The organism is Marinilactibacillus sp. GCM10026970, from assembly GCF_042660675.1.
Taxonomy (GTDB): domain Bacteria; phylum Bacillota; class Bacilli; order Lactobacillales; family Carnobacteriaceae_A; genus Marinilactibacillus.
The window spans coordinates 109,157-133,746 of record NZ_JBHSUL010000002.1 but is presented as its reverse complement, the minus strand read 5'-3'; the positions used below and the strand labels follow the sequence as shown (position 1 = coordinate 133,746).

The 24,590-nt window shown below is 39.9% G+C and carries 18 protein-coding genes and 1 tRNA gene; 2 read left to right on the top strand and 17 right to left on the bottom strand.

Annotation, left to right across the window (positions count from 1 at the left end; all coding sequences use genetic code 11):
• Positions 1 to 57: 57 nt before the first annotated feature.
• Both ACFP65_RS00990 and ACFP65_RS00985 read right to left on the bottom strand, forming a co-directional pair.
• Positions 58 to 585, bottom strand: a complete 528-nt coding sequence (locus tag ACFP65_RS00990; RefSeq protein WP_379915047.1) for a hypothetical protein — start codon at positions 583 to 585, stop codon at positions 58 to 60.
• Positions 586 to 729: 144 nt separating this feature from the next.
• Complete coding sequence (locus ACFP65_RS00985) at positions 730 to 1,602, bottom strand: hypothetical protein (RefSeq protein WP_379915045.1); 873 nt, start codon at positions 1,600 to 1,602, stop codon at positions 730 to 732.
• A 267-nt stretch (positions 1,603 to 1,869) separates the two neighbouring features.
• On the opposite strand from ACFP65_RS00985, the gene ACFP65_RS00980 reads away from it, so the two are divergent.
• Entirely contained in the window at positions 1,870 to 2,373 is a 504-nt protein-coding gene (locus ACFP65_RS00980) for a hypothetical protein (RefSeq protein WP_379915043.1), read from the top strand.
• 257 nt (positions 2,374 to 2,630) lie between these two features.
• Here ACFP65_RS00980 and ACFP65_RS00975 read toward each other — a convergent pair whose 3' ends face one another.
• A complete protein-coding gene (locus ACFP65_RS00975) occupies positions 2,631 to 3,098 on the bottom strand; it encodes a LapA family protein (protein WP_379915041.1) in 468 nt (155 codons plus the stop codon).
• Between the two features lie 219 nt (positions 3,099 to 3,317).
• A tRNA-Val gene (locus tag ACFP65_RS00970) sits at positions 3,318 to 3,390 on the bottom strand.
• Between the two features lie 139 nt (positions 3,391 to 3,529).
• Between ACFP65_RS00970 and ACFP65_RS00965 the strand changes: the two genes are divergently transcribed.
• On the top strand, positions 3,530 to 4,819 hold the full coding sequence (locus ACFP65_RS00965) for a hydroxymethylglutaryl-CoA reductase, degradative (protein ID WP_379915039.1): 1,290 nt from the start codon (positions 3,530 to 3,532) through the stop codon (positions 4,817 to 4,819).
• Positions 4,820 to 4,890: 71 nt separating this feature from the next.
• Here the strand turns inward: ACFP65_RS00965 and ACFP65_RS00960 are convergent, their stop codons facing one another.
• From ACFP65_RS00960 to ACFP65_RS00900, 13 genes are all read right to left on the bottom strand, one after another.
• A complete protein-coding gene (locus tag ACFP65_RS00960; protein ID WP_379915037.1) occupies positions 4,891 to 5,223 on the bottom strand; it encodes a tRNA-binding protein in 333 nt (110 codons plus the stop codon).
• A gap of 124 nt (positions 5,224 to 5,347) precedes the next feature.
• Positions 5,348 to 7,486: a cellulase family glycosylhydrolase gene (locus ACFP65_RS00955; RefSeq protein ID WP_379915035.1), complete on the bottom strand. Its 2,139-nt coding sequence runs from the start codon at positions 7,484 to 7,486 to the stop codon at positions 5,348 to 5,350.
• 63 nt (positions 7,487 to 7,549) lie between these two features.
• A complete protein-coding gene (locus ACFP65_RS00950; protein ID WP_379915032.1) occupies positions 7,550 to 9,574 on the bottom strand; it encodes a beta-galactosidase in 2,025 nt (674 codons plus the stop codon).
• 20 nt (positions 9,575 to 9,594) lie between these two features.
• Positions 9,595 to 11,910, bottom strand: a complete 2,316-nt coding sequence (gene yicI / locus ACFP65_RS00945) for an alpha-xylosidase (protein WP_379915030.1) — start codon at positions 11,908 to 11,910, stop codon at positions 9,595 to 9,597.
• A gap of 10 nt (positions 11,911 to 11,920) precedes the next feature.
• The gene (locus tag ACFP65_RS00940; protein ID WP_379915028.1) at positions 11,921 to 13,390 is read right to left on the bottom strand and encodes a glycoside hydrolase family 1 protein; all 1,470 of its coding nucleotides are present in this window, start codon (positions 13,388 to 13,390) and stop codon (positions 11,921 to 11,923) included.
• Position 13,391: 1 nt separating this feature from the next.
• Entirely contained in the window at positions 13,392 to 14,303 is a 912-nt protein-coding gene (locus ACFP65_RS00935) for an ROK family protein (RefSeq protein ID WP_379915026.1), read from the bottom strand.
• A gap of 93 nt (positions 14,304 to 14,396) precedes the next feature.
• Positions 14,397 to 16,073 (bottom strand): ABC transporter substrate-binding protein, encoded by a 1,677-nt coding sequence (locus ACFP65_RS00930; RefSeq protein ID WP_379915024.1) that lies wholly within the window; start codon positions 16,071 to 16,073, stop codon positions 14,397 to 14,399.
• 59 nt (positions 16,074 to 16,132) lie between these two features.
• Positions 16,133 to 17,065, bottom strand: a complete 933-nt coding sequence (locus ACFP65_RS00925) for a carbohydrate ABC transporter permease (protein ID WP_379915022.1) — start codon at positions 17,063 to 17,065, stop codon at positions 16,133 to 16,135.
• A gap of 14 nt (positions 17,066 to 17,079) precedes the next feature.
• Positions 17,080 to 18,060: an ABC transporter permease gene (locus tag ACFP65_RS00920; protein ID WP_379915020.1), complete on the bottom strand. Its 981-nt coding sequence runs from the start codon at positions 18,058 to 18,060 to the stop codon at positions 17,080 to 17,082.
• 144 nt (positions 18,061 to 18,204) lie between these two features.
• The gene (locus ACFP65_RS00915) at positions 18,205 to 18,870 is read right to left on the bottom strand and encodes a DUF624 domain-containing protein (protein WP_379915018.1); all 666 of its coding nucleotides are present in this window, start codon (positions 18,868 to 18,870) and stop codon (positions 18,205 to 18,207) included.
• Complete coding sequence (locus tag ACFP65_RS00910) at positions 18,867 to 20,360, bottom strand: response regulator transcription factor (RefSeq protein WP_379915016.1); 1,494 nt, start codon at positions 20,358 to 20,360, stop codon at positions 18,867 to 18,869. Before ACFP65_RS00910 ends, ACFP65_RS00915 begins: the two co-directional genes overlap by 4 nt.
• A 1-nt stretch (position 20,361) precedes the next feature.
• Positions 20,362 to 22,161, bottom strand: coding sequence for a sensor histidine kinase (locus ACFP65_RS00905; RefSeq protein WP_379915014.1), 1,800 nt, complete (start codon positions 22,159 to 22,161; stop codon positions 20,362 to 20,364).
• Positions 22,145 to 24,421, bottom strand: coding sequence for a glycosyl hydrolase family 95 catalytic domain-containing protein (locus tag ACFP65_RS00900; RefSeq protein ID WP_379915012.1), 2,277 nt, complete (start codon positions 24,419 to 24,421; stop codon positions 22,145 to 22,147). Before ACFP65_RS00900 ends, ACFP65_RS00905 begins: the two co-directional genes overlap by 17 nt.
• Positions 24,422 to 24,590: the final 169 nt, after the last annotated feature.

Genomic DNA, 24,590 nt, shown 5'->3' with positions numbered 1-24,590 from the left:
CAAGATATATTTATGATTTTTTCATTAAAAGAAGCTAGACATCGTTGAGTTGTTAAATCAGCGGTGTCTAGCTTTCTCTATATCCTTTAAGTACTGTTCACACTCTTTTGGGTGCTTGAAAACGATTAACTCATAATCACTCGGTAATCCCGATTGAACAAGCTTGAATAACCTTTCCCGTCTCTGTGTTTTGAAATTCCATACATATTTTAAGAATGGTAAATCGATTCTTTCTGGACAACCCGGTGCCATATCCTCTCGGACTTTTCCGTAAGTACGGATCAATCGCTTCAAAACTCTATAAGCGTAAATTCTGCGCGGGTAATCAAGAAAAAATACATGCGTGCTTTTGGATAATCTAGAAGGCAGCGTTTTTCCGTAATTACCTTCTATAACCCAGCACTCATTCTCATCGAGAATACCATTTACCTCTCCCATTAACTTCTCTTTTGACTTCTCAACCCAGCCTGGATCAAAAAACAACTGATCCATATGAAAAACAGGTAATTCAAAAGCTTCCCCTAATTGTTTAGCTAACGTAGATTTTCCAGACCCTGAAGGCCCTACAATCGTGACTCGTTCCATTGGTTCTCCCCCCCTAAAAAGCTATAGGGTACTATTCTATACTTTTATTGAACGAAACGTCAACGGTTTCTAGATGGAAAAACCTTCTGATATACCTAATTCATAGATACACTCTTAAAGTAAAAGCCAAATATACTAACGCTGTTATTCTCTTACACCAATATTCTCCATTCCTTCTTGCGCTTCAAATATTGGAATATCAAAGATTTGCTCATTTGAATACTCTCCTTGAATAGAAAAACGCAAAACTGATTTATTGGTTAAATCATATGGACTGAGACTAATGGTAAAGTACCCTTCTGTATCTATATCCGGAGAAAACTCTAACTCTTCATATTCCGGTGGTGTATCCGCAGTGGCGAGAGAAAGTTCCACAGTATCTCCAGCATTTATTCGACCTTCATAAAACGTGGTATTCTCATGCACACCCGGAAGCATCAGTTGCTCTAAGACACTTTCGTCTATACTTTCTCCTTCAGCAACCAATTCTTGATGGTGCGCTTTTCTTTCTTCCTCACTCATGGAGGCAATTTCACTGGTGGCTGTATTCGGATCGTAAGGTCCTACCTCAATTTTTTTTACTTCACCTGTGGTTTTATTGATTTCATGCATTGAAATTATTGGCGCCCCTTTTGTTTCATCTGTAGATACAGAGGTATACATTGAAGCCGTATAAACCTCCCCCTCATCCACTATATTGAAATTATAAGACTCGGCTTCTGTAGGTCCACTTTGTTCGTTTATATAAGCGATCACTTTCTCTTTAGCCTCTTCTTCCGTCATCTCCGTATCTTCTTGGTTTGATTCATCTGATAAATCACTATCTGAGTTTTCTGAAGAATCTTCCTCAGCTTCTGTTTCCTCAACATCAGCGTCTTCTTGAGTCTGATTTGAGTCCGTTATTTCAGAAGTTTGTTCACTCTCTAATTCGTTTGTTTCATCGGTTTCAGCTGTTTCGTTATTCCCGCAAGCTGATAATAATAGTATCAATGTACTGAACAAAAACACTTTTTTCACCTAGTAATCTTCCTTTCGTCTAAATAGAATGTCTCTACAAAAAAAATTAGTACAAATCATAGTGGTTCTCATACTCTCTTACAAAAAACATAACAATGATACGCTACATTAACAACTCATATGATCTGCATTTATTTCACCTATTAAAGTTAGGATTTTTAAAAACCAGTATGCTATAGTTACACCATCTAGTACCGAGAAAACTACATATAAAATGACGTCTTTTACTCTTTGATGATTTCAAATAATTGGAAGGAGATATGTATTATGAAGTTTAAATTTCTATTTTCAGTACTATCACTCGTTGTTTTTCTAACAGTCGGCGGATGTTCCGATACAAATGGAGAAGTTAATGAAATCGAAAACGCGGAGCAAGTTAATGAGACTAGTTCATCATTTGTTTCTTTAGATCCCTCTGATATTAAACCTCCAGAATTAATCATTCATGCTGGAGACGAAGTCGTTGAACCGATACTTGGCACATACAGTTGGAGTATAAAAAATGGTCAGGGAATAGAGGCAGATAGCGATAGTCCGCCAGAACTTGTCAAACTGATCCAACCTACCTCTATAGATGCTCCTACACCACTTGAACTAGACTTTGAAGAACAACCAAACTACTATACATTAAACATCTGGAAGGAAGATGGAACGGTTGAAAGTGTTCAAGATGGCGATATTTCTTCGATCGAAGGAGAAGCTGTCTTTGAGGTTTTGGCACAATGGGACGCAGGTTCCGCGAGATATGCATTTTTACTAGACATCAATTAATTTTTCTTATAAAAAATGTTTATATGTTAAAAGGCAGTAACGTTTTCTCAATGAGAACGTTACCGCCTTTTTTGAATCGTTATTTATAATAGTACTTGCCAGGATCGAACCAATGGTGCCTCCCTTTAAATAGCTTAAGAGCAAGAAAGTACCTCCATCAATGTCGAGATGCGATAACGAGTAGACTTAAAAACAGCAAGCATAAAAATAAGCTTATCACCATTGATCAACAATGATAAGCTTATTTTACTTTTTAGTTATCTTGGCTTCTTTTTAGTTCTAGTTTGATGGTCTTCTTCACGCGCCTCTACCCAAGTATGATTATCTTCAGGTACTTCTACCTTGGTTTCCTTCACTGGAACGGCTCTATTACCACTTTGGTCTTGAGATAACCTTGCATTTAGTCGTTGTATTTCAGCTTCTTTTTTCTGCAATTCGATCTGAGTTTCTGCGTCTTGTTTCACTTTATCAACGGACTCTTTTCTTTCTGCCTCAGCGCGGTCCATCTCTTCTTCTTTGTCTTTTAAAGCTTTTTTGTTACGTGCAATCACAGAACTTGCTATCAATCCGGCTATAATCATACCTATTAAAAGCGTACCGACAATCACTAACCATACTGGTATATCGAAACTAGTAAAGTAAAGATCGATCATAACCATTTCTGTTATATTTAAATATGCAACAACACCCACTAATATTAATAAAACGATTGCTAATACGATCATTTCTAACTCCTCCTATAATATACTGAATTGCAAACTCTTTATAGGCTCATTCTAATTCTAAACGATAAAAAAACATAATCATACGCATGTAATATTCAGGGTAACTACTAAATGTATTCTTTTATATAAGAGAATAATTAGTCTTCAGGAAATAAAAAAAGCCTTATAATCTTGTAAACCAACAATTGGTCAACGATTATAAGACTTTTTCAAATAGTATGGTCCCTACTGGGCTCGAACCAGCGACCCCTACCTTGTCGAGGTAGTGCTCTCCCAACTGAGCTAAGGAACCTTTTTTTTCGTACTCCCCTAGTATACTTCTTTTTGCAGAGCTTGTAAAGATTGCCTTAAGTTAAAAAGATTCAATCCTTTTCTTTTTCTGCTTTGTACCTCATAATAAGAGTAACGAAATTCAGAAGGGACAGAACCAGATGGATACGAGCAAGTTAACGAAATTCTATAAAAAAACACACGAAGAAAAGGTTTCAGCACTAAAAGAGGCTGGTGTGATCTCTTTAGAAGAAGCCACTCTACTAACTGAAAAAGGTCTCGACTTAGATCCCTCAGTCGGTGAGCATATGATTGAAAACCATATCGGTAATTACTCTCTTCCGTTAGGGGTTTCCACTAATTTTGTGATCGATGACAAAGAAGTTCTTGTGCCGATGGCGATCGAAGAGCCATCCGTCATCGCAGCGGCTAGTTTTGCTGCAAAGATAATTGGATCTGCCGGTGGCTTTACGACTGCAGTGACAGATCGCTTAATGATTGGTCAAGTGACTTTGAAGAACGTTGAACATATAGAGAACGCTATTTTTGAAATAGAGAAAGCTGAACAAACGATTTTGGAGCGCGCTAACGAGGCGCATCCTTCTATTGTGAAACGTGGTGGTGGTGCGAAATCCCTTGAAACACGTGTGCTTAAAGCGGATCCCGAAGAAGGGACTCCAGCATTCCTAGTCGTTCATCTTCATATCGATACACAAGAAGCAATGGGTGCTAACATCGTCAACACGATGATGGAAGGTATTGCGCCTTATATTGAAGAACTGACCGGTGGCAAGGCATTATTACGCATTCTTTCCAACTATGCGACTGAGTGCTTAGCAACGGCAACTTGTACCATTCCAGCTCACAAATTAAAAACCGGTACGTATTCTGGCGAAGATGTGCGCGACCGAATTATTGAAGCGGCTCAAGTAGCCTGGGCAGATCCTTACCGAGCGGTCACGCATAACAAAGGCATCATGAATGGTGTTGATGCCGTCGTCATCGCATCTGGAAATGACTGGAGAGCCATCGAGGCGGGTAGTCACGCCTACGCCGCTCGGTCCAGACAATATCGTGCACTGTCTAAGTGGCATGCTAACGATCAAGGTGATTTAGTTGGGACACTGACTTTACCGCTTGCGGTTGGAACAGTCGGGGGATCGATCAGTATTCATCCTGGCGCTAAGTTAGCTAGAAAAATCCTGATGGATCCCGATGCTAAGAGATTAGAGAGTATTTTAGTATCTGTAGGTCTTGCTCAGAACTTCGCTGCCGTTAGAGCACTCGTCACCGATGGTATACAAAAAGGCCATATGGGCTTACATGCTCGCTCACTTGCAATCAGTGCTGGCGCTAAAGGTCCACAGGTTGAAAAGGTTGCGGAACAACTGAAGCAAGCACCGCATATGAATTTACAAACAGCAAGAGACTTTTTAAAAGAGTTACTATAAACAGAATGCACTAAAAAACGACCAAATCGCAGATCACGTTTCTGCTATGCGGTCGTTTTTTGTTCGTTACATCAACTGATTTTCGTCCCATTGGGTACCGCTTCATCCAGATTCAGTAAGACGACTTGTTCGTTTGCGAGTACACCGCCAAGTATCAATACCTCAGATTTGTAACCTGCAATGCGCATAGGCGGAAAATTGGTGACCGCTACGACTTGTTTTCCCATAAGCTGTTCGGAATCGTACCGGTCTGTGATCTGTGCAGAGCTCTGTTTAACGCCTAACTCATCGCCGAAATCAATGCGTACTTTATAGGCTGGTTTTCTAGCTTCTTCAAAAAACGTCGCTTCTAGTATCGTTCCGACTCTGATATCCAATGATTGAAAGTCGTCAATGTTTACCATAAAAATCGCTCCCTACTGCTATTTACACTTTATGGTAGAGAACTGTCCAGACTTTTTCAATGTTCTTTTTTATCGCTTTTCAACAAAAAGACGCTAGGAAATTTTTCTCATAGCGTCTTTCGCTTTATTTTCTTTTTTTATTCCAGAAAAACATACCTAAGCCACTACTTAAAAATAGGGATCCGACTAATCCGGTAATCGGGACCGCCATTCCTGTTTTAGGAAGCATCTGCGCTTTAGTCACATCTTCTTTTCCGTGAGAACGCGTTAGTTCATCCGTTAATCGTACATGATGAGCGCCCTCGTTATTAGAAATGGTTTCACTCATCTCTGCAGTTGCTTCTTCACTAACGACTGCTTCCGGACTTGTTTCTGGTTCCGTTACAGTTGGACTTTCAGTTTCAGGTGCGGTCATACCTTCTTCCGGTTGTGTCGTTGGTTCTTCTTCAACAGGCACTTCCTCTACTGGAAGCTCTGCCTCTGGTTCCGGTTCTAGCTCTGGGTCTGGAATGACTTCAGGTTCTTCTTCCGGCACATCCACTACCGTTATAACTTGGCCACTAATCACATCATCTTGAACGGTCAATTGATACCCAATCACTATTCCATCATAATACGTGAAAGTTAAATTATACAGACCATTTGATAAAATTGACGTATATCGCGCCAACATATCCACTGTATTTTCATCTTCATTGGGTAAAAATTCACTACTATGTTCCAAGAATCCCCACCAGTTATTATTCGAAACAATGACTCCTGCTTCATTTTGAGAAACCACTGACTTCAGTTGGCTCCCATTAAAAGCTGTTGGAATACGGATGCCTTCGCTGACCGTACCTTGTGCTTCAGACATCACTGGTGCTTCGCTGTAAATAAGCGTTTGATACCAGTCCGCACCACCATTGAATTGCAATCTAAGCGTTGTTTCGCTTCCTGTCACACCACTGGTTCTTTCTAACAATTGATTTAGATAAGCTTCCGTTAGTTGAAGCGTTGTTCCTTGAAGTGTGTAATCCATGCCTTCCGTTAAGGCAGTACCGCCTTCACTAACCGCTTGCAGTGTTCGTCCATTCAATGTAAGTGGAATACTCAAACCGCCTTCAGGGTCTGTAGGATTTAAGAATATTGTATCCAATCCTTCTGAATAAGCGGAACGCCCTTCCATTGATGCTTCAATCATATTCCCAAATAGTGGATTCTTCCATTCGTACGTATAACGATCGATATGCTGACCGTTATCCCAAAGAATTAGGTTAAATCCTTTTTCTTCAGCATAGTAATTGATAAACTCCAAGAATTTCAACGTTTCGCCTAACTGGTTTACTTCGTCACCTTTATCATAACCCAGCAAACCATATTCTCCGACCACTACACCAATCCCATTTTCCGTAAAAGTCGCAGCAATGCGGTCAAACACATTGATCAAACTGGTTCTGGCAGTGACACCATCCCACAATTCTTCGTCAAACTCCGTTGTTCCCAAATTCGCACTAAATACCCATTCACTATAATAATGAATCGTCGCAATCAGGTTTTCATCATCAAATCCAATGATTTGTTGGTACAAAGCATCCAATCTGTTTTGCGCTGCATCGGTTACTAATGTGGGTAAGACGAGCATTCTTTCTGCATTTTGCCCACCTGAGTTTCGAACGATCGTATGGAACGAATCGTTGATTGTTTCAAGATGACTTAAAGCAGTCGCTTCATCATTTGTATAGAATTGTGGTTCATTAATCGATTCAAACATGACACGTTCGTCATAGTCTTTAAAACGATCTGCCAACTGTTCCCAGATTCGAACGTATTGAGTGTACGCTTCTGCTTCCGTACTACCGTCCCAATCTGCTAGCCAGATCCATGAATCGTGATGCACATTGACCATGACATACAGATCTTCTTCCAGTGCCCAGTTGACAACTTCTTCATAGCGATCAAGGAAAGCTTCATCTAGTTGATAATCAGACTCCGCTCCGCCAACACGCATATGCGCCGTGAAGGGTAAACGGATACTGTCATAACCTTTGTCTTTCACGCTACCAATCAGCTCTCTTGTCACAACTGGGTTAGACCAAGACGTTTCGCCGGTATCCCCCGCTTCGTCAAAGCCATCGAACGTATTTCCTAGATTCCAACCACTACCCATAGCCTCTACATAACGCTGAGACGGTGTATTTTCTGCTGCATGAGCTTTCTTGGTTGAAGCCCAAGGTATGACGACCATTAAAGTAGCGAGTATTGCCATCAATCTTTTCATCATTGACTGTCCTCCCGGTTTTTTAGCAGTAAAAACATCGGATGTCGTTTTCAATAATCGGTCTGATTATGGTGCGATCAGCACGTTTACCGCAAAAGATTCAAGCGTTACCGTCTTCTCCACCGTCTCATCATTCAGTAGGTTTTTGTATCCTTCGAATGGAAGCTCAATTTCGTGACGTGTTTCAGTATGATTCATCACAAAGTAATAGTGGTTCTCTTCTTTTACGCGACAAGCAATTTCTACCCCTTCTGGTAGATCATCAAAGCCTTCGATTGCTTTCTCGTTTAGTATATGTCCAATCAATTCATTCAGCAAGCCCTGTTCCGGTACGGTTGCAACATACCAAGCTTCACCTTGGCCAAATGCGTTCTTCGTTACAGCCGGCATACCTTTGTAGAAATCGGAGCCATATTCTGCCATGACTTCTGCAGCTTCTGGATGAATGAGATCACATAACATCCGACACGTGTAGAACGATTGTTTGAAAAATTCTGCTTGCGTATGCACAACATTCGTTTGTCCAGGTGCCAAAGCATCGATTTCTTCTGCCCAGATGCCTAGTACATTTCTTAGTGGACCTGGATATCCGCCTAAATGAACATTGTCATTTTGATCCACAATTCCGCTCATAAAGGTCGTAACAAATGTACCACCGGCCTCAACAAACTGCTCGATTTTTTCTGTCAGTCCTTCTTTCACCATATATAAAACAGGTGCAAGAATGACGTCGTACTGACTGAAATCGGACCCTTCATGAAGCATATCGACTGCCACTTGTTTAGCGTAGCAAGCATCATAGTACTGTTGGATTTGTTCAACATAACGCAGATCAACCGTTGGACCACTTGTATATTCCAAAGCCCAATACGTATCCCAGTCAAAATAGATCCCTACTCTGGCTTTCGTTTCTGCACCAATCAATTGATCACCCAGTTGCTCCAACTCTTTTCCAAGCTCCGTGACTTCTCTGAACACACGCGTATTTTCATGGCCGGCATGTTCAATAACAGCGCCATGGAATTTTTCTACGGCACCTTTCGAGCGGCGAAGTTGGAAGAACTGAATTGTATCGGCTCCATGAGCGATCGTCTGGTAACTTTGCGCACGCATCTTACCAGGACGTTTTAACGAATTATACGGTTGCCAGTTTTGTTGGCTCGGTGTTTGTTCCATCAGCATGAAACTTTGTCCATCTTTCAGTCCACGCATTAAATCATGATTCATCGCTACGTGACTAAGCGGTGTATTATGGCTCGGATAATTATCCCAAGAAACAATATCCAACTCTTTTGCCCACTTAAAGTAATCAAGCCCTTTATAGCTTCCCATCAGATTCGTTGTTGCGGGTGTTTCTTCGTCAAACAAACGAATAATGTCTCGTTCCATCTTGTAATTATCCAGCAGACCATCCGAATTGAATCGACGATAATCAATCGATAATCCTGCAAAGGCTGCGGCTGTATCGCTGATCCCATCACCTAAATAGTTTGGAGGAATAATATCGTCAAAACTATACAGTGTGTGGCCCCAAAAATGCATGTTCCATGCTTCATTAACTGCTTCGATAGAACCGTATTTGTTTTTTACCCAAACACGGAAAGCTTTTGCACAGTTGTCACAGTAACATTCGCCACCATATTCATTGGAAATGTGCCAAAGTTTGATACTTGGATGCTCTCCATACCGCTTAGCGAGTTTATAGACCAGTTCACTAGCGAATCGCTTGAAGTTTGGGCTGTTCGGACAATGATTGTGTCGATGTCCGAATCCATGTTTTCTACCTTCGAAATCTACTCGAGTAACGTCAGGATATTTTCTACACATCCAAGCTGGCAAAGCCGCTGTAGAAGTCGCTAATACAATATCTACGCCATCATTTGAGAGTCTTTCAACGATTTCATCCAGCTCTTCAAAATGATATTCTTCTTCAGATGGCTGTAGTTTCGCCCATGAAAAGACGTTGATCGTCGCTGAATTGATATGGGCTTTTTTAAACATACGGAGGTCTTCATCCCAAATTTCTTTTGGCCATTGTTCTGGATTATAGTCTCCTCCGTATAGCATGCGGTCAAATAATTGTTTACTCATTGATTCCCTCCTGAAGTATCTTATTTCGTTAACTGAACCTTGATTTCTGAACCATCTAGATAAACCATTGTGCCCAAGTCTGTTGCTTCCATTTTGCCATTATCCACTGAAACTACATCATGAACATTATGGAATAAAACAGCTTTTACATCTATGTTCTCAACCTTAACCGTATAAACGCCTTCAGCTAATTGAACATGTGCTGTTCCGATAACCTTACCGGAACGGTCTACAATACGCGTTGTCGCTTCTGCCCCATCAGGTACTTCAAAGACATGTAAGGTAACTGCTTCGGCATAATTATATTCTGCTTGCGTATTTTGATTGCCTTCGACGATAATACTATTCGGTCTTGCCAGTAATGGTAAAGTATCATAACCATGTGTTTCGTTATGCCATTTTCCACCTTCAATTCTCTCATTCGTCAAATAATTCGTCCATGTGCCTTCAGGTACGTAATAGTTAACCGTTCCTTTGTCATTAAAGATTGGCGCTACCAGTAAAGAATCACCCAGCATAAATTGTCTATCTAGCGTATGGCTCGTCATGTCTTCTGGGAATTCAAGGACCATTGAGCGCATCATTGGTATCCCTTCAGTCGCTACAACGGCTTGGTTCATCAAGTACGGCATTAAGCTCAGTTTCAGTTTTGTGAAGCTACGTGTGACATCTACTGCTTCTTCATCGTAGATCCAAGGCACTTTGTATTCTTTACTACCATGGTACCGACTATGAGAAGAAAGTAGGCCAAATTGTGTCCAGCGCTTGTACAAGTCAGGTGTACACCCTTCTTCAAATCCACCAATGTCATGACTCCAATAACCAAATCCGCTCATACCAAAGGATAAGCCCGCTCTTAATGACTCCGCCATGGAAGGATAATCTGACGTACTGTCTCCACCCCAGTGGACTGGGAATTTCTGTCCGCCTACTGTTGCAGAGCGAGCAAAGACAACCGCTTCGTTGTTTTCGTTTTTAGATTTTGATAAGTCAAAAACAATTTGATTGTACAGTTGTGTGTAATAGTTGTGCATCCGTTCAGGATCTGATCCATCATAGTAGACAGCATCTACTGGAATCCGTTCACCGAAATCGGTTTTAAACGAATCGACACCCATATCCATCAATTTCACTAGGTGATTTTGATACCACGTTACGGCTTCTGGATTGGTAAAATCAATAATCGCTAGTCCTGCTTGCCATTTGTCCCACTGCCAAACGTCTCCATTAGGTCGTTTGATAAAGTAGCCTTTTTCCATTCCTTCGTCAAATAATGGTGATTTTTGCCCCACATATGGATTGATCCAGACACAAATTTTGAGTCCTTTTTCCTTGAGTCTTGTCAGCATTTTTTGTGGTTCCGGGAAAGTCCGTTTGTCCCATTCAAAGTTGACCCATTCGTATTCTTCCATCCACAGACAATCGAAATGGAAAACCTCCAAAGGAATATCTCGGTCAATCATGCCATCGACAAAGTGATTGACCGTTGCTTCATCATAATCTGTCAAGAAAGAGGTACTCATCCATAAACCAAATGACCAAGCTGGTGGAAGTGCCGGCTTACCGGTCAAATTCGTGTAATTTTCAAGCACTTCTTTCATCGAGTCACCTGCAATGATAAAGTACTCCATTTCTTCTCCAGGCACGCTGAATTGAACGCGAGAGACTTTTTCACTACCGATTTCGTAACTGACTTTTTTCGGACTATTGACGAATACGCCGTAACCTCTATTTGTCATATAAAAAGAAATATTTTTATAAGCTTGTTCTGTTCCTGTTCCACCATCTGCATTCCAGATATCGACAGTCTGGCCATTTTTAACGAAAGAGGTAAAGCGTTCGCCTAGTCCATAAACCAACTCACCTACATCAATGGTTAATTGTTCACTGATATAAGATTGATTTTCAAGTGGCTTGCGAATGTACGCTTGTCCTCTTGATTTACTGGAGGTCAATACTTCTCCGTCTTTTTCAAAGCTAATTTCAAATTGATTGCCTTTTTTAACGTGAGCAGAAAGCGCGCCACTTTTCAGTGAAGCTTCTGTTTCTCCATCCGTAATTTCAACAGAAGGATTTTGTTTATCCAGTTCAAATGATGGACCTACTGCGACAGATCCTTTGTGATGATAAACTTTGACACCAATAATATTTTCGTGTGGTGAACTCAGTTCTACCGTCATCATGCCACCATCCAACGTACCGCCTTTATCTGCGATATGTCTGAATGGTGCATACACGGTTAATTGTTTATCTGTTTTTCTTGTTGCATATACATGGGCTGGGTATTCAACTTCGTATCCTTCTTTAACCAGCCATCCTCCGTCTAGAAACTTCATCCTGTCACTCCTATTTTATATTTTCGCCGTTTTGTTTGATGACGTCTTTGTACCAGAAATAGCTTTTCTTCGGTATTCTCTTCAAATCTTTTTCATCTTGTTCTGTTCGGTTGACGAAAACAAAACCATAGCGTTTCTTGTAGCCATTCAACCAGCTTAGTAGATCCGTGAACGACCAAGCACAATATCCAATCATTTCTACGCCATCTGTAATGGCTTTTTTCATCTCGACAACGTGTTGATTAAGGTAATCAATGCGGTAATCGTCATTGATCTCGCCTTCTTCTGTCAGCACATCTTTTGCACCTAAGCCGTTTTCTGTTACGAAAATCGGAAGGTCATATCTTGCGTAAACTTGTCTGAGTGCTAAACGGAAACCAACTGGATCGATTTCCCAGCCCCATTCTGTTTTTTCAAGATATGGATTATCAAGCGATTGATACATTGGAATCTCAGGGCTTTGCGATTGTTCTTCTTTTGGTTGCATCAAGTAAGGATCTGTTGACGAGAATTTCTTATCCTGTTCATTTTCCTGCGCAGGCTTTTCAATCTTATTCTGTTTAACCGTTCCGCCGTGATAATAGTTGATTCCAAGGAAGTCTGGTTTTGCTTTTTTAAGTAGTTCCTTGTCTTCTGGTGTTACAGTCGGTGCGATACCTTTGCGCTCCAACTGTTTGAAAACCGCTACTGGATATCTCCCTTTACAATAAACATCTAGCCACCAGCTGTTGCTGAATTCATGCGCATTTTCTGCCGCTAGCACATCACTTGGATCTGCAGTCAGTGGATAAACCGGGCCGTAACCGAAGCTTGGACCAATCTTTCCCTTAGGGACCATTTCTTTAAATAAAACAATGGCTTCCGCATTCGCCAGATTGATGATGTGATTAGCTTCAAACATCCGCTTCGTATCCGTTACATTTGGTGGATGTGTTGCCCATCTATAGCCCATGCTTGTAAAGACATTCTGTTCATTAAAAGTCACCCAATAACGCACTTTTTCTCCTAATCGTTCATAAAGCACTTTACAATATTCTTTGAAAGCTGAAATCGTCTCTCTAGATTCCCAGCCATTATATTTTTCTTGAAGTGCAAGCGGTAAATCCCAGTGATATAAGGTTAACACCGGTTCAATTTCATATTTATTCAGTTCATCTACTAGATTTTCGTAGAAAGCTAATCCTTCTTCGTTAACCTGACCTTCTCCATCCGGCAATATTCTAGCCCATGACACAGAGAAACGGTAAGCTTTTAATCCCATATCCGCCATCAATTTGACGTCTTCTTTGTAGCGATTGTAGTGATCGATTGCCACATCTCCATTGGTACCTTCGTACGTCTTGCCTTCTATTTTAGTGAATTCATCCCAGATAGAGGGTCCTTTTCCATCTGTATCATATGCTCCTTCTATCTGGTAAGCCGCCGAAGCTGCTCCCCATAAAAAGGATGACGGGAATGCGTCTAGTTTCTCTTGATACATGTTATGCTCCTTTTTCTTCGCTTATTTTTGTATTCGTTTTGTCCATTAAAAAGATCCATGCTCCAATAATACCCGCATCGTTTCTATAGACTGCTATTTCGATTTCTGTGCGGTGGTCATCCCAGTGAATATTTTTTTCTAATTGCTCTTTGAGGATTGGAAGCAGTTTTGGGTTCGCACTAATCCCACCACCGATAACGATTCTTTGTGGGTTAAACGAAACAGAAACATTGAATATGCCTGTTGCTAGGTAATACGTCCAGCGATCAACGAGCGCGTTAACTTCATCATCCGTATCCATCTCTTCTAAAATCGTTCGAGCATCCACCAATGTTTCTTGTGAAACATTTTTCAGTGCTTTATATTCTCGAATCAAAGCCGCAGTAGAAGCGTATTCATGCATCGTTTTGTCCGGATGTTGGTCTATCCCCATACGCATCATGCCAAACTCTCCGATTTTGTACTCACTTCCATACAAAATATTTCGGTCATAAGCAACGGCGCCTCCGATACCTGTCCCTACGGTCATCAAGACAACATCTCTCAGTCCTTCGGCTGCACCAAAAGTTAGCTCAGCCATTAATGCACATTTTGCATCGTTCTCCACAAAAATTGGATACGATATGTACTGAAGCAATAATTCTTGTATGTTTTTTCCATACAAATGCAAAATTGCTCCAGCTGTAATCAGTTTCCCTGTCCCTCTTTCCACTACGCCAGGAATACTCACGCCTACTCCTTGAATGGTCATTGTTTTTTCATACAGGTGGATCTGATCAACCATCGATGCGACAAACTCTTCTGTAGACGTGTGAATCGTTGGAAAAAATCCTTGTTTCAAAATATCGCCCTTATCATTGATTAAAGCGTGCTTACAGTTTGTACCACCGATGTCAAAACAAATATAGGCCATCGTTCATGCTCCTTCACAGTCTGATAAAAAAAGAGATGAAAAGTATATGTTCCTATAAAAGGAGGATATATACTTTTCATCTGTTTGAACAAGTTATTCAGTTTCTCCCCATAGTTCTAGTCTATCTCTAATGATTTCCGTCATTTCAGCATTGGCTTCTTCTATACCGATCGATTCCAATTCAGCTTGCATTTCTTCCCAGATACCATTAAAATCTGCTGGATCTGCTAGGATTGCTTCTGTGATTTTTTGAGTTGTATAGTCATCTGCTCTTTGTTGAATCACATTAACGTTACTCCCTGTCGGTAAAGCAATCTCCCAAGCACGACCATGTTTTGGTGTTTCAAGGTCTTCTGTAGCTGGGAACAAGTCTACCCAAAGGTCAATGCCGTACCCTTCCAGTGCTTCTTTTTCAGGTTCAGAATACTGCGCGATAATATCTTCTGCGCCCATTCTACCGATTGTTTGACCATTAGAATCCAATGCAGCTGATCCCCATTGTGGGAATGGGTGAATATACGCTCCGATTCCTGATTCAAGTGAATAGTTTGGATTTGTTTGAGACTCTTTACGGTCTTCTTCTAATTGAACTCGTTTACCGTCTACGATTTCATAGTGAACTCCTTCAACGCCCCAGTTCATAAGAATTTGAGCTTCTTCTGTTGCAAACCAATCCAAGAACTCAAAAGCTTCTTCTTGATGTTCTGTACTAGAGGTGATTGAAACACCTGTCATTCCTGTAAAGCCGTAATCTTTCAATGTTTGAACTTCAGTATCTTCGTCCAAACCTACAGGTAGTGGTGCCCATAGAGACCACTCATCTTCATCTGCTCTGAGAGCCGCTTCTGCTTCCGTAAAATTCCAGTCCTGATCGGCAATACCCAGCACTCTGCCTGAAGATAGTTTGGATACATAAGTATCATTTGTGTGAGTGAATGATTCTTCATCCAACATGCCTTTAGCATTCATGCCATTTAACCACTGGAAGTATTCTTTTAATTCTGGACGTTGGAATTTATACGTTGCTTCTCCATCATCTGCTACATACCATTGTCCATCACCTTCGATACCACCAACAGCACTTGCTGGATCTCCAACTGTAATCAACCAGCGCCAGTCACTACCCGATAGAGATAATGGAATCCATGGTTCGCCGTCTTCATTAGTCGGATGCATTTCCATATATTCTGTTAAAGCATTTTCGTAGTCTTCAAGCGTATTGATTTCTGGATAACCTAGTTCTTTTAGAACTTCTAATTGGAGACGCATTGTACCACTTGTCTCCAGATACATATTCTCAACACCAGCAGTTCCTACATGATAAATACTTGGATCATCAGAACTACGTCTTAAACGGTCCAACTGATCGCCGTACAAGGCTTTAATATTGTCGCCCTTTTCTTCGATCATATCTTCTAAAGGAATCACACCACCAGCATCAATTAGTTGATTCAGTCCACCTTTTCCGTAAATTAAATCGGGATAATCGCCACTAGCAATCATCAGTGCGACGGCTTCTTGGTCATCCCCACCAACAGGGTAAGAAAACTCTAGTTTTACACCTGTTTTTTCAAGGATTTCTTGCGCAACTGCGTTATCGAATGGATCATCTTGACTCATATCTGAACTGAACATTTCCAATGTCAGTACTTCATCTTCCCCATCAGCTGATCCCGATGCGCCTTCCCCATTACTGTTTCCATTACCACAAGCTGCCAGCAAGAATAAGCTGGATAACATAACTGAGCTTTTCAACGTAAGTGCTTTCATTATTTTCTCCTCTTTTCTTTTTCTTTTCTTTTTCTTTTTAAACTGCTCAAACTCATTGGTTATTTTACTGCACCGAGTGTTAAACCAGATACAAAATATTTTTGAAGGAATGGATACACACAGACGATCGGTAAGGTTACAATAATCGTAATGGCCATTCTAATAGATTCCGGATTGACTCGTACGGCCGTTCCGCCTGTTTGACCCAGTCCGCTGACATCCGCTGCTCTCATAGAAGAGGCATTGTTCAGAATCTGCATCAATTCATACTGCAAGGTTGTCAAATTGACATTGGCTCCTGCATAAAGGTACGTATCGAACCAGTTATTCCACTGTCCAACAGCTACGAATAAGGCGACTGTCGCAAGTACTGGTACACAAAGCGGCATAATAATTTTAGAGAAAATTGTGATCTCGTTTGCGCCATCCATTTTTGCGGATTCTTCTAACGCTTCCGGTAATCCATCAATAAAGGATCTTATCACTATGACATTGAAGGCATTAATTAGTCCTGGGATAATGTACACAGCAAATGTATTGACTAATCCAAGACCTCTAATCACTAGATACGTTGGAATCAATCCTCCACTTACATACATTGTTAAAACAAGTAGAATGCCCAGTGGTCTTCTTAACACATAACTTTTTCTACTTAATATATACGCTAATACCGCACAACAAAATGTTGCTGAAATCGTTCCAAGAACGGTTCTTAATACGGAATTCCTAAACGCAATCAATAGATTATTATTAGAACCAAATACCTCCCGATAATTCTGTAAAGTGAATTCTCTCGGGAAAATCGTTAGCCCCCCTCTTGCTGTGTCTACAGAACTATTGAAAGAAATTGCAAGTACATGTAGGAAAGGATAGAGTGTCACGATGACAACGATAACCATCAGTACTGCAATTGCATAATCTAGTGGAGTTGCGCGGTCGCTCCATTTTTTCTTCTTTTTCTTTGTCACAACTTTTTTCATTGGTGTATCCATATTGACCCTCCTTTCTACATAATTGAAATGTCGCTGGTTTTCTTAGCAATTGAATTAAAGGTGAAAATCAATGCAATAGAGATAACAGATTTGAAGATCCCAATCGCTGTACCGTAAGAGTACCTAAACATTCCGATACCGTAATCTAACGCATATTTTTCGATAACGATCGCTGCATCTGCTACAATATTATTTCCTAAAAGCATTTGTCTCTCAAATCCGATGTTGATGATGTTTCCGATATTCATGATCATTAGAATCACGATAATCCCTTTGATTGATGGTAACGTGATATGCCACATTTTTTGGAGGCGACTTGCCCCATCCACGTGAGCAGCTTCGTACATTTCCTGATCGATACTCGTCATCGCTGACAAGTAGATAATGGCATTCCAACCGGTTGACTTCCAGACATCTGCACCTGTTACAATTCCCCAGAACATATTCGGTTTAGCCATAAAGTTAATGGGTGAACTTGTAATATTCAAGAATTGTAATAGCTCATTGATGACACCTGTATTGGCTAGAACGGTTGTGACTAAGTTTGCGACAACAACCCAAGATACGAAATGTGGTAAATAAGAAATTGTTTGCGTGAACTTTTTGAACCTTGAAAATCTTAATTCATTCAGTAATAGGGAAAACGTGATAGCTGTACCTGTTCCGAATATGAGTCCTAATCCACCCATGCCTAATGTGTTCTTTAATGCTGTGTAAAACAGTGAGTCATTGAATAGTGCCGTGAATTGCTTGAGCCCTACCCATTCAGATCCGAAAAATCCGTTTTGGGGTCTGTATTCCTGAAAGGCTACCAACCAGCCGATCAATGGTGTATAAGCGAAGATCAATAACCAGATAACAAATGGTAAAGTCATTAGGATTAATAATTTTTGTCGTTTAATAGCTGCCCATGTAATTCTTTTCTTCGGTATTTTTCTTGGCCTAGATTTGACCAATCCCTGCTTCTCCACGTCCATCACTTTGGAAGATTCCATCTATACCACCCTCTTTGTTTTATTTCTTACCCTTATAATAATTGATAACGCTTACAATTAATATAGTACTATTCAGCCCTCAACATAGTAAAAAATGGACACTTTATCAAAAAGTAACCATTTTTTACGGAGAATCTATTCAACTCATTGAAAATCCTGCATCAGCTTTTCCAGTATTTTATGATTGCTTCGCATAAAGTAATAGCCTGCAATTGCAAACAAGCACAACATCGCATAGCCAGCGAACCCATAGAGAATTACCATAAAGGCAACCAGTAAGAATAAAAGCGACAATGAATTCAGTTTATTTCTGAAGAGTAGTAGGATAGAAAAAATCACGAGATTTTTAGTGGTAACTTCAAAACGTGCCAAAATAGAAAATGCATAAATAATCGTCACCATTAAAATGGCTAATACGATCAAACTGATGACCGTCAAGAAAATCCATCCACGTTCAAGTACATACAAAATGTCTACACTCAAGATAATGAGCGCCGCAATGATTATCAACCAATACTTCGTACTTTCCATGAAATTATCTCGGTAAGCTTTCCAGTAATCCTTTGTTGGGTGAATCGTCTTTTCTCTATAGAGTTTCCCCATCGCATAAAAAAGCGCAGTCAAGCTCGCACCAGTTGGAATCAGTGCTACCCCGTAAATGAGTATATTAGAAATACTCAGCGGTAATAGAATAAGCGCCAGTAGAATCAGTGTATTGCTGACTAGAAAATAGGCATTCGTTAATAAAAAGTAGTAGATGTGCTGAGTAACCTTATAAAAAAGTGTGTCTGTAGAACTTTTCTCTTTCATTCAACTTCCTCCTGCTGGTCTTTCTGGTAGCCTTTTGGACTAACCCCAAACTGTTTTTTGAATTTCTTATGGAAATAATCATAATTAGAATATCCAACCATCTTGGCAATTTCGTAAACGTACAGTGAACCTTCTTCTAGAAACTGCTTCGCTTTATTAAGTCTGATTGTATCCAAATAGTCATGGTAACTGACTTTCATATCTGCTTTGAATTTCTTCCCTAAATAAGATTGACTGTAGTTAAAATGCTGTGCCAATTCTTTTAAATTCAAATTCAAATGATAGTTTTTCCTTGTATGTCGCTTGATTTCTTCTACGATATCTTGTTTTTCGAAAGCTTCGTAGAAAAATCTGCCAAAATCGTAGAAAGTGAATTTCAAGAAGTGAGCTGTCTGGTCAATAGAAGACTCTTTCCAGATAATAGATAAGATTTTATCTTTTTCAATTTCCTTGACTGGTTTATGCATACTTTCTTCTAGAAATTCAACACATTCAATAAAAATATATGACCAATCTCTTTTAACTTCTTCAACTGATTTGTTTGAATGTTGAAAGAACGCGACACATTCATCTAATACGCTCTCGATTTGTTTTTTATTGTTATCTTTGATCGCTTTTTTGAGTTTTGTCAGTAACTGATTGACCGAGAGTGGATAAGCCGCTTTCTTTTTTAAAAGAGAGCTGAGTAGTATTTGTTCATTCGGAAAAATATAAGATAAGTTATCCAGTCCTCTGATTTCGTCATAAAGGACCGGTAGTTCTTCACTTTTTTCAGTCACTGAGCTGATCTTCAACTGAACACTTTCTACTTCGCTGAAACGTCTCACGACACGCTCGAATTGATGTTGTTCTTCGTTACAGATCAGCAACAAGATTGTTCTGCCATCAGTATACGTATAAAAGTGTTTTTCTCCAATCAATGTTTTTTCAAAATCCAACAGCACCTGCAAATCGACACGCGTTTCACTACTAGAAATTTTCATCAATCGAAATGTCTGATATTGATTTAAGAGACTTAGATCAAACGCTTTTTCTCTATACATGATGTAAGAGAATAATTGATTCGCAAACAAGTATTTCTCTACATGTGTACGTTCTGTCTTTCTCGTTTGCTCTTCTTCAATTTGCGATTTGATTTTTCTCAAAATTTCTGTGAGCTGCACATCATCGATTGGCTTCAATAAATAATGGAGCGCCCCTAAGGACACAGATTTTTGTGCATACTCAAAATCTGAATAGCCCGATAATACAATGAATTTCGAATGTAGTTGACGCTTTTTTGCTGCTTCGACCATTTCTAGACCATTTAATCCTGGCATTCTGATATCTGTGATCACAAGATCTGGCTTTTTTTCTTCGATAACATCCAGTCCTGATACACCATTATCTACAGAATCGATAATTTGAAACCCTTCTTTTTTCCAATCAATAATATACGCCATGCCTTCTCTTACAATCGGTTCATCGTCCACTAAAACAACCGTGTACATGTTATTCCTCCTGTCGATTAAGGTGTTCTTGTATAGGTAATCTGATCTTCGCTACTGTGCCTTCTCCTACAACGCTATCGATAGATAATCCAGAATTTGGACCATAGGTGAACCGTATACGCTGGTGTACATTGTAAACACCTAAATGACTACTATCCCCATTAGAGGCCAATAGCGCTCGAATTTGTTCCAACTGATCTAACTTCATTCCAATTCCATTATCTTTTACCGTGATCTCAAGGTAACCCTCTACTTCTACTACTTTAATCTTAATATTCCCATTATCGATCTTTGGTTCAATCCCATGAATAAAGGAATTTTCCACAAGTGGCTGAATGATCAATGGTACGATCGTGTAGTCATGTTGGGTAGTATTTTCGATTTCGTAATCAATATGTTCACCGAATCTCAGTTTTTGAATTTGTAAATACAGTTCGGTGAACTCGAGCTCTTCACTCAATTTCGTTTCTTTCTGTTTTCTTTCCAGTGATTTTCGCATCAGTTTACTGAGAATCATGACAATTTCCGCGACTTCTCGGTCTTGATTTCTTAGTGCTTTCATTCGAATCATTTCGAGTGTGTTATACAAGAAATGGGGATTGATCTGACTTGCGAGCATTTTGAACTGTGCGTCTTTTACTTGTAATTCCCAGTCTTTCTCATTCACAATATGTTCCGCATTCAGCTCCATCAGATCTTCGATACTTTTCGTCGTCATCACCAAATGTTTGTATACATCAGACAACTCGTCATTCCCTTTGATAGAAGGCTGAATCGTAAATTGTCCGGCAGCCACCATTGTCATTGCGTCTTTCAACTTGAGGATCCGTTTGTTAAAGGTTCGGATGAAAATCGCCAGCATCAATATACTGAGGCTCAAGACTGCTAGAATGATCATGTAGGCTAATCGTAAATCACTATTCACATCCTGTAATATACTATCCGTAGGTACGACCCCCACGACCTGCATTTGAGAATCTAAGGTTTTAGGAATGTGAACGTCTCGAATGTTCAAGGTGAATTCTCGATCATACCGCTGAGAGTCGAGCGCTTCATAATTGCCTTCTGTGTCTTCAACGGCTTCTAGAACGGGTCTATATTGATTATATGAATTTTGAATATTGTCATATTCAGGATAGCTGTAAAGCGGAGTCTGGTTATTTAATGTGATAAAGACAGTACTCGCTGAATCAGCTAGCAGACTTTTGACCATGTTCTCGTTCACTGCAATCGTCAGTACACCGACTAGCTCGTAGTTTCGGTAGACCGAACGAATGAGGTTCAAATGCTGATCTTTTGTAATGTCGTCTTCCAAAACGAGCCATTCAATGCCACCGTTTCCACTTACACTGCTTTGGTACCAATCGGTATTCCTGATGGTTTCGTTAGCGTTATAAATTCCTGTGGTACTCGTTAATGTATCATTATCAACGTAAAAACGGATATGCTCAATCTCGTCATAGTACCGCAAATAATCTTCAAACATTTGGTAACCCTGGTACGCTTCATATACATCATAAGGATTGGTGTACTGCGTTTGTACAAGATCAGCCAGGTCTTCGTCCTGATAAATCCAGTCAGAAACATTCGTAACGGACGACAAAAGCGTTGCATAGTCCATTTGGATCCGCTCGTTGTTATTTTCAATCTCCGCCATTTTATTGTTGATTAGATTGGTTCGGATACTAGCTGTCAAATAAATACCAACAAGCAAAATTGGAATAATCAACATGATGAAATAAGAACCAAGTAACTTTTGCTTGATCGAAATGTAACGTCCTTGTTTAGTTGGTTTCTCCATCGGACACATCCTCTAGCGTTGTAAACTGTAAGTCTATCGTTTGCGCTTTTTGATTGGTCAAAACGACTTGTATGACATCTACATTTGTTTTTTCCTGAGTATATTGCTGCTGCAACTGAACCGAAACTGTTTGGTCCAGGTCCGACTGTAAGGTTAAACGGCAGGTTTTTTCTTTCCCTACTAAATCCCACTCCAGTTGTTCCACGAGTATATCTTTAGGCAAGCGAATACCTTTTAAAGATCCCTTACTCAACCACCTCGGTGTTGCTTTGAATAATGTCAAAGCGTCATCTGCCTCTGAATAGATTAGAGCATCGTGAAGAACTTTAGGGAAAGAGCCATTTGCATCTACATTGAACACATGCGCTTGATTATAATGAGCAGTCGCAAGGGATGGGAAAAAAGATTCATTGATAACCAGCTCGCGTAACGCGGCTTCCACTTCATTCGGTCTCTCAAGCGCAATTCCACACATTGCTGCATGAATCCTACCGTGAGAAGAGCTCGTATCGCCATCTTCATTCAACAACCAAGCTTCGATTCGTTTATCAAATGCTTTATTCGCTGCTTCCCATAAAATAGGTGATTTCTGATCGATTTCTTTACTTTGAAATACAGGGTACAAATTAGAAAAATGACGATGATTAAAATGCTCGGCCTTGGTTTCATCAATCCATTCTTTTAAAATACCGTCTGAATCAATCATATAATCCGGTAGCTGGGTCAATAATCGCTCATACTTTTCAGGAACTGGTTCGTCAAGCAACTGATAAGCTTTTTTTAGATTCCAAATCGTTTCTTTGATGACGGCGATGTCCATTGTTGCCGTATCCCCCATTCCATTCTCAGCTGAGTAACTTGGTCTCAAATGCACTTTTCCCTCTTGAATCGTTAAGAAATCCTCGTAGAACAAGAGTGTTTCAATATAAAAAGGTATCGCTACTTCTTTCAGAAAAATCTTGTCTTGTGTATATTCAAAATATTCATCGTAAAAGTGACTCATCCAACCGGCTCCAGCAGTCCATAGAACCATCGGCCATTCACTATTCCAATGTACATGAAGCGCACGTGTGCTTGCATGAACAGGCATCAGGTATCCGCGACATCCGTAATAACGAGCAGCATTTTCTTTGAAGTCCTCATGATAGTCTGCCATTTTGTTGAATAAGCCATCAAACTGTTCAAATAATCCAAGACTCGCTAAAGAGGCAATGGCAAGCTGAACGTTGGTGTCCAAGGTGTAATCCCCACTCCAGGCAGGCGAAAAGTCTCCGCCCCAAATTCCTTGAAGGTTTGGCAGAGCTTTCCCAGTCATAGACTGGATGACATAACGACTTGCATCGTACAATTTCTCATACAGCACTATAGGAACAGTATGCATTTCGTGCATCTCTTCAACAATTTCATCTAAAGACTTTCTTCTATCTTCATCATCAACCAATGTTAATGAGACTTGATTATAGGTTGCTTGAAATTCTTGAATATGCGCTTGCTGAATCTGTTCAAAATCATCCATACTATTGGTTACGGCTTCCGAATGGATAGATAAGGCAAAACAGATGGCTCTTGTCTGCTTGATTTCAACCTGATCTTGATGAACAGCAACTGTTCCTTCTGAAATATTCCAGTCCAAGCTAGAAACGTAACTAGTTTGATCAAGATAGGTCGATTTTTGAACGAGTCTACAATCTGTCAGTTGAACGATTTCCTGATTCAGCTCAGGGTTCTGGTAATCTTTCAGCGAAAAAGATACATCGAAAGGATCGTTCGATTCAATTTTTAAATATAACGCTCCATTTGCTTTGGAACAAAAAAGTATCTTTTTGAATCGTTGCTTTTTTGCTTCAAAAGTTTCAATCGCTAGACCTTTTTCATAATCTAGTTGTCGCTGAAAGTCAGTAACGGATTTTCCGTCTACTTCTATCTCTAACTGAATCTCACTTCCCGGATGATAAGGATCACTCATCGTTAACCCTTGATAGCCTTTTTCTAAAGCGACTTTTTCAAAGTATTCAACACCTTTTTGATAACCTTTTGCCTCAATAATCGCTTTAAACGAGTCCAAGTGATCTGACATATCTGGAATGTTGTTCATTTTATTTTGTTTTAGAAATAATGTGTGGTGGTTTGCGACTAAGTTAAATACATTTGGCGAACCAAATAATATGCCGCCCAGTGCACCATTCCCAACGATATAACCGTCTTCCCACTTCTCAGCTGGCTTCGTACTCCAAACACCTTTATTTAAAAAATCCGTCAATCTAACCGCTCCCTTTATGTAACCGCTTAATTTTTATAGAATTATAACATACAATTTCAGGTGTTTATAGATAATTTCATCATACGCTTTATCTTGATCGATACAATTCGTCACAAGGATTGTCAATTTCTTTTTTAAAATTCATATAATTATAGTCATTTTACAAAAA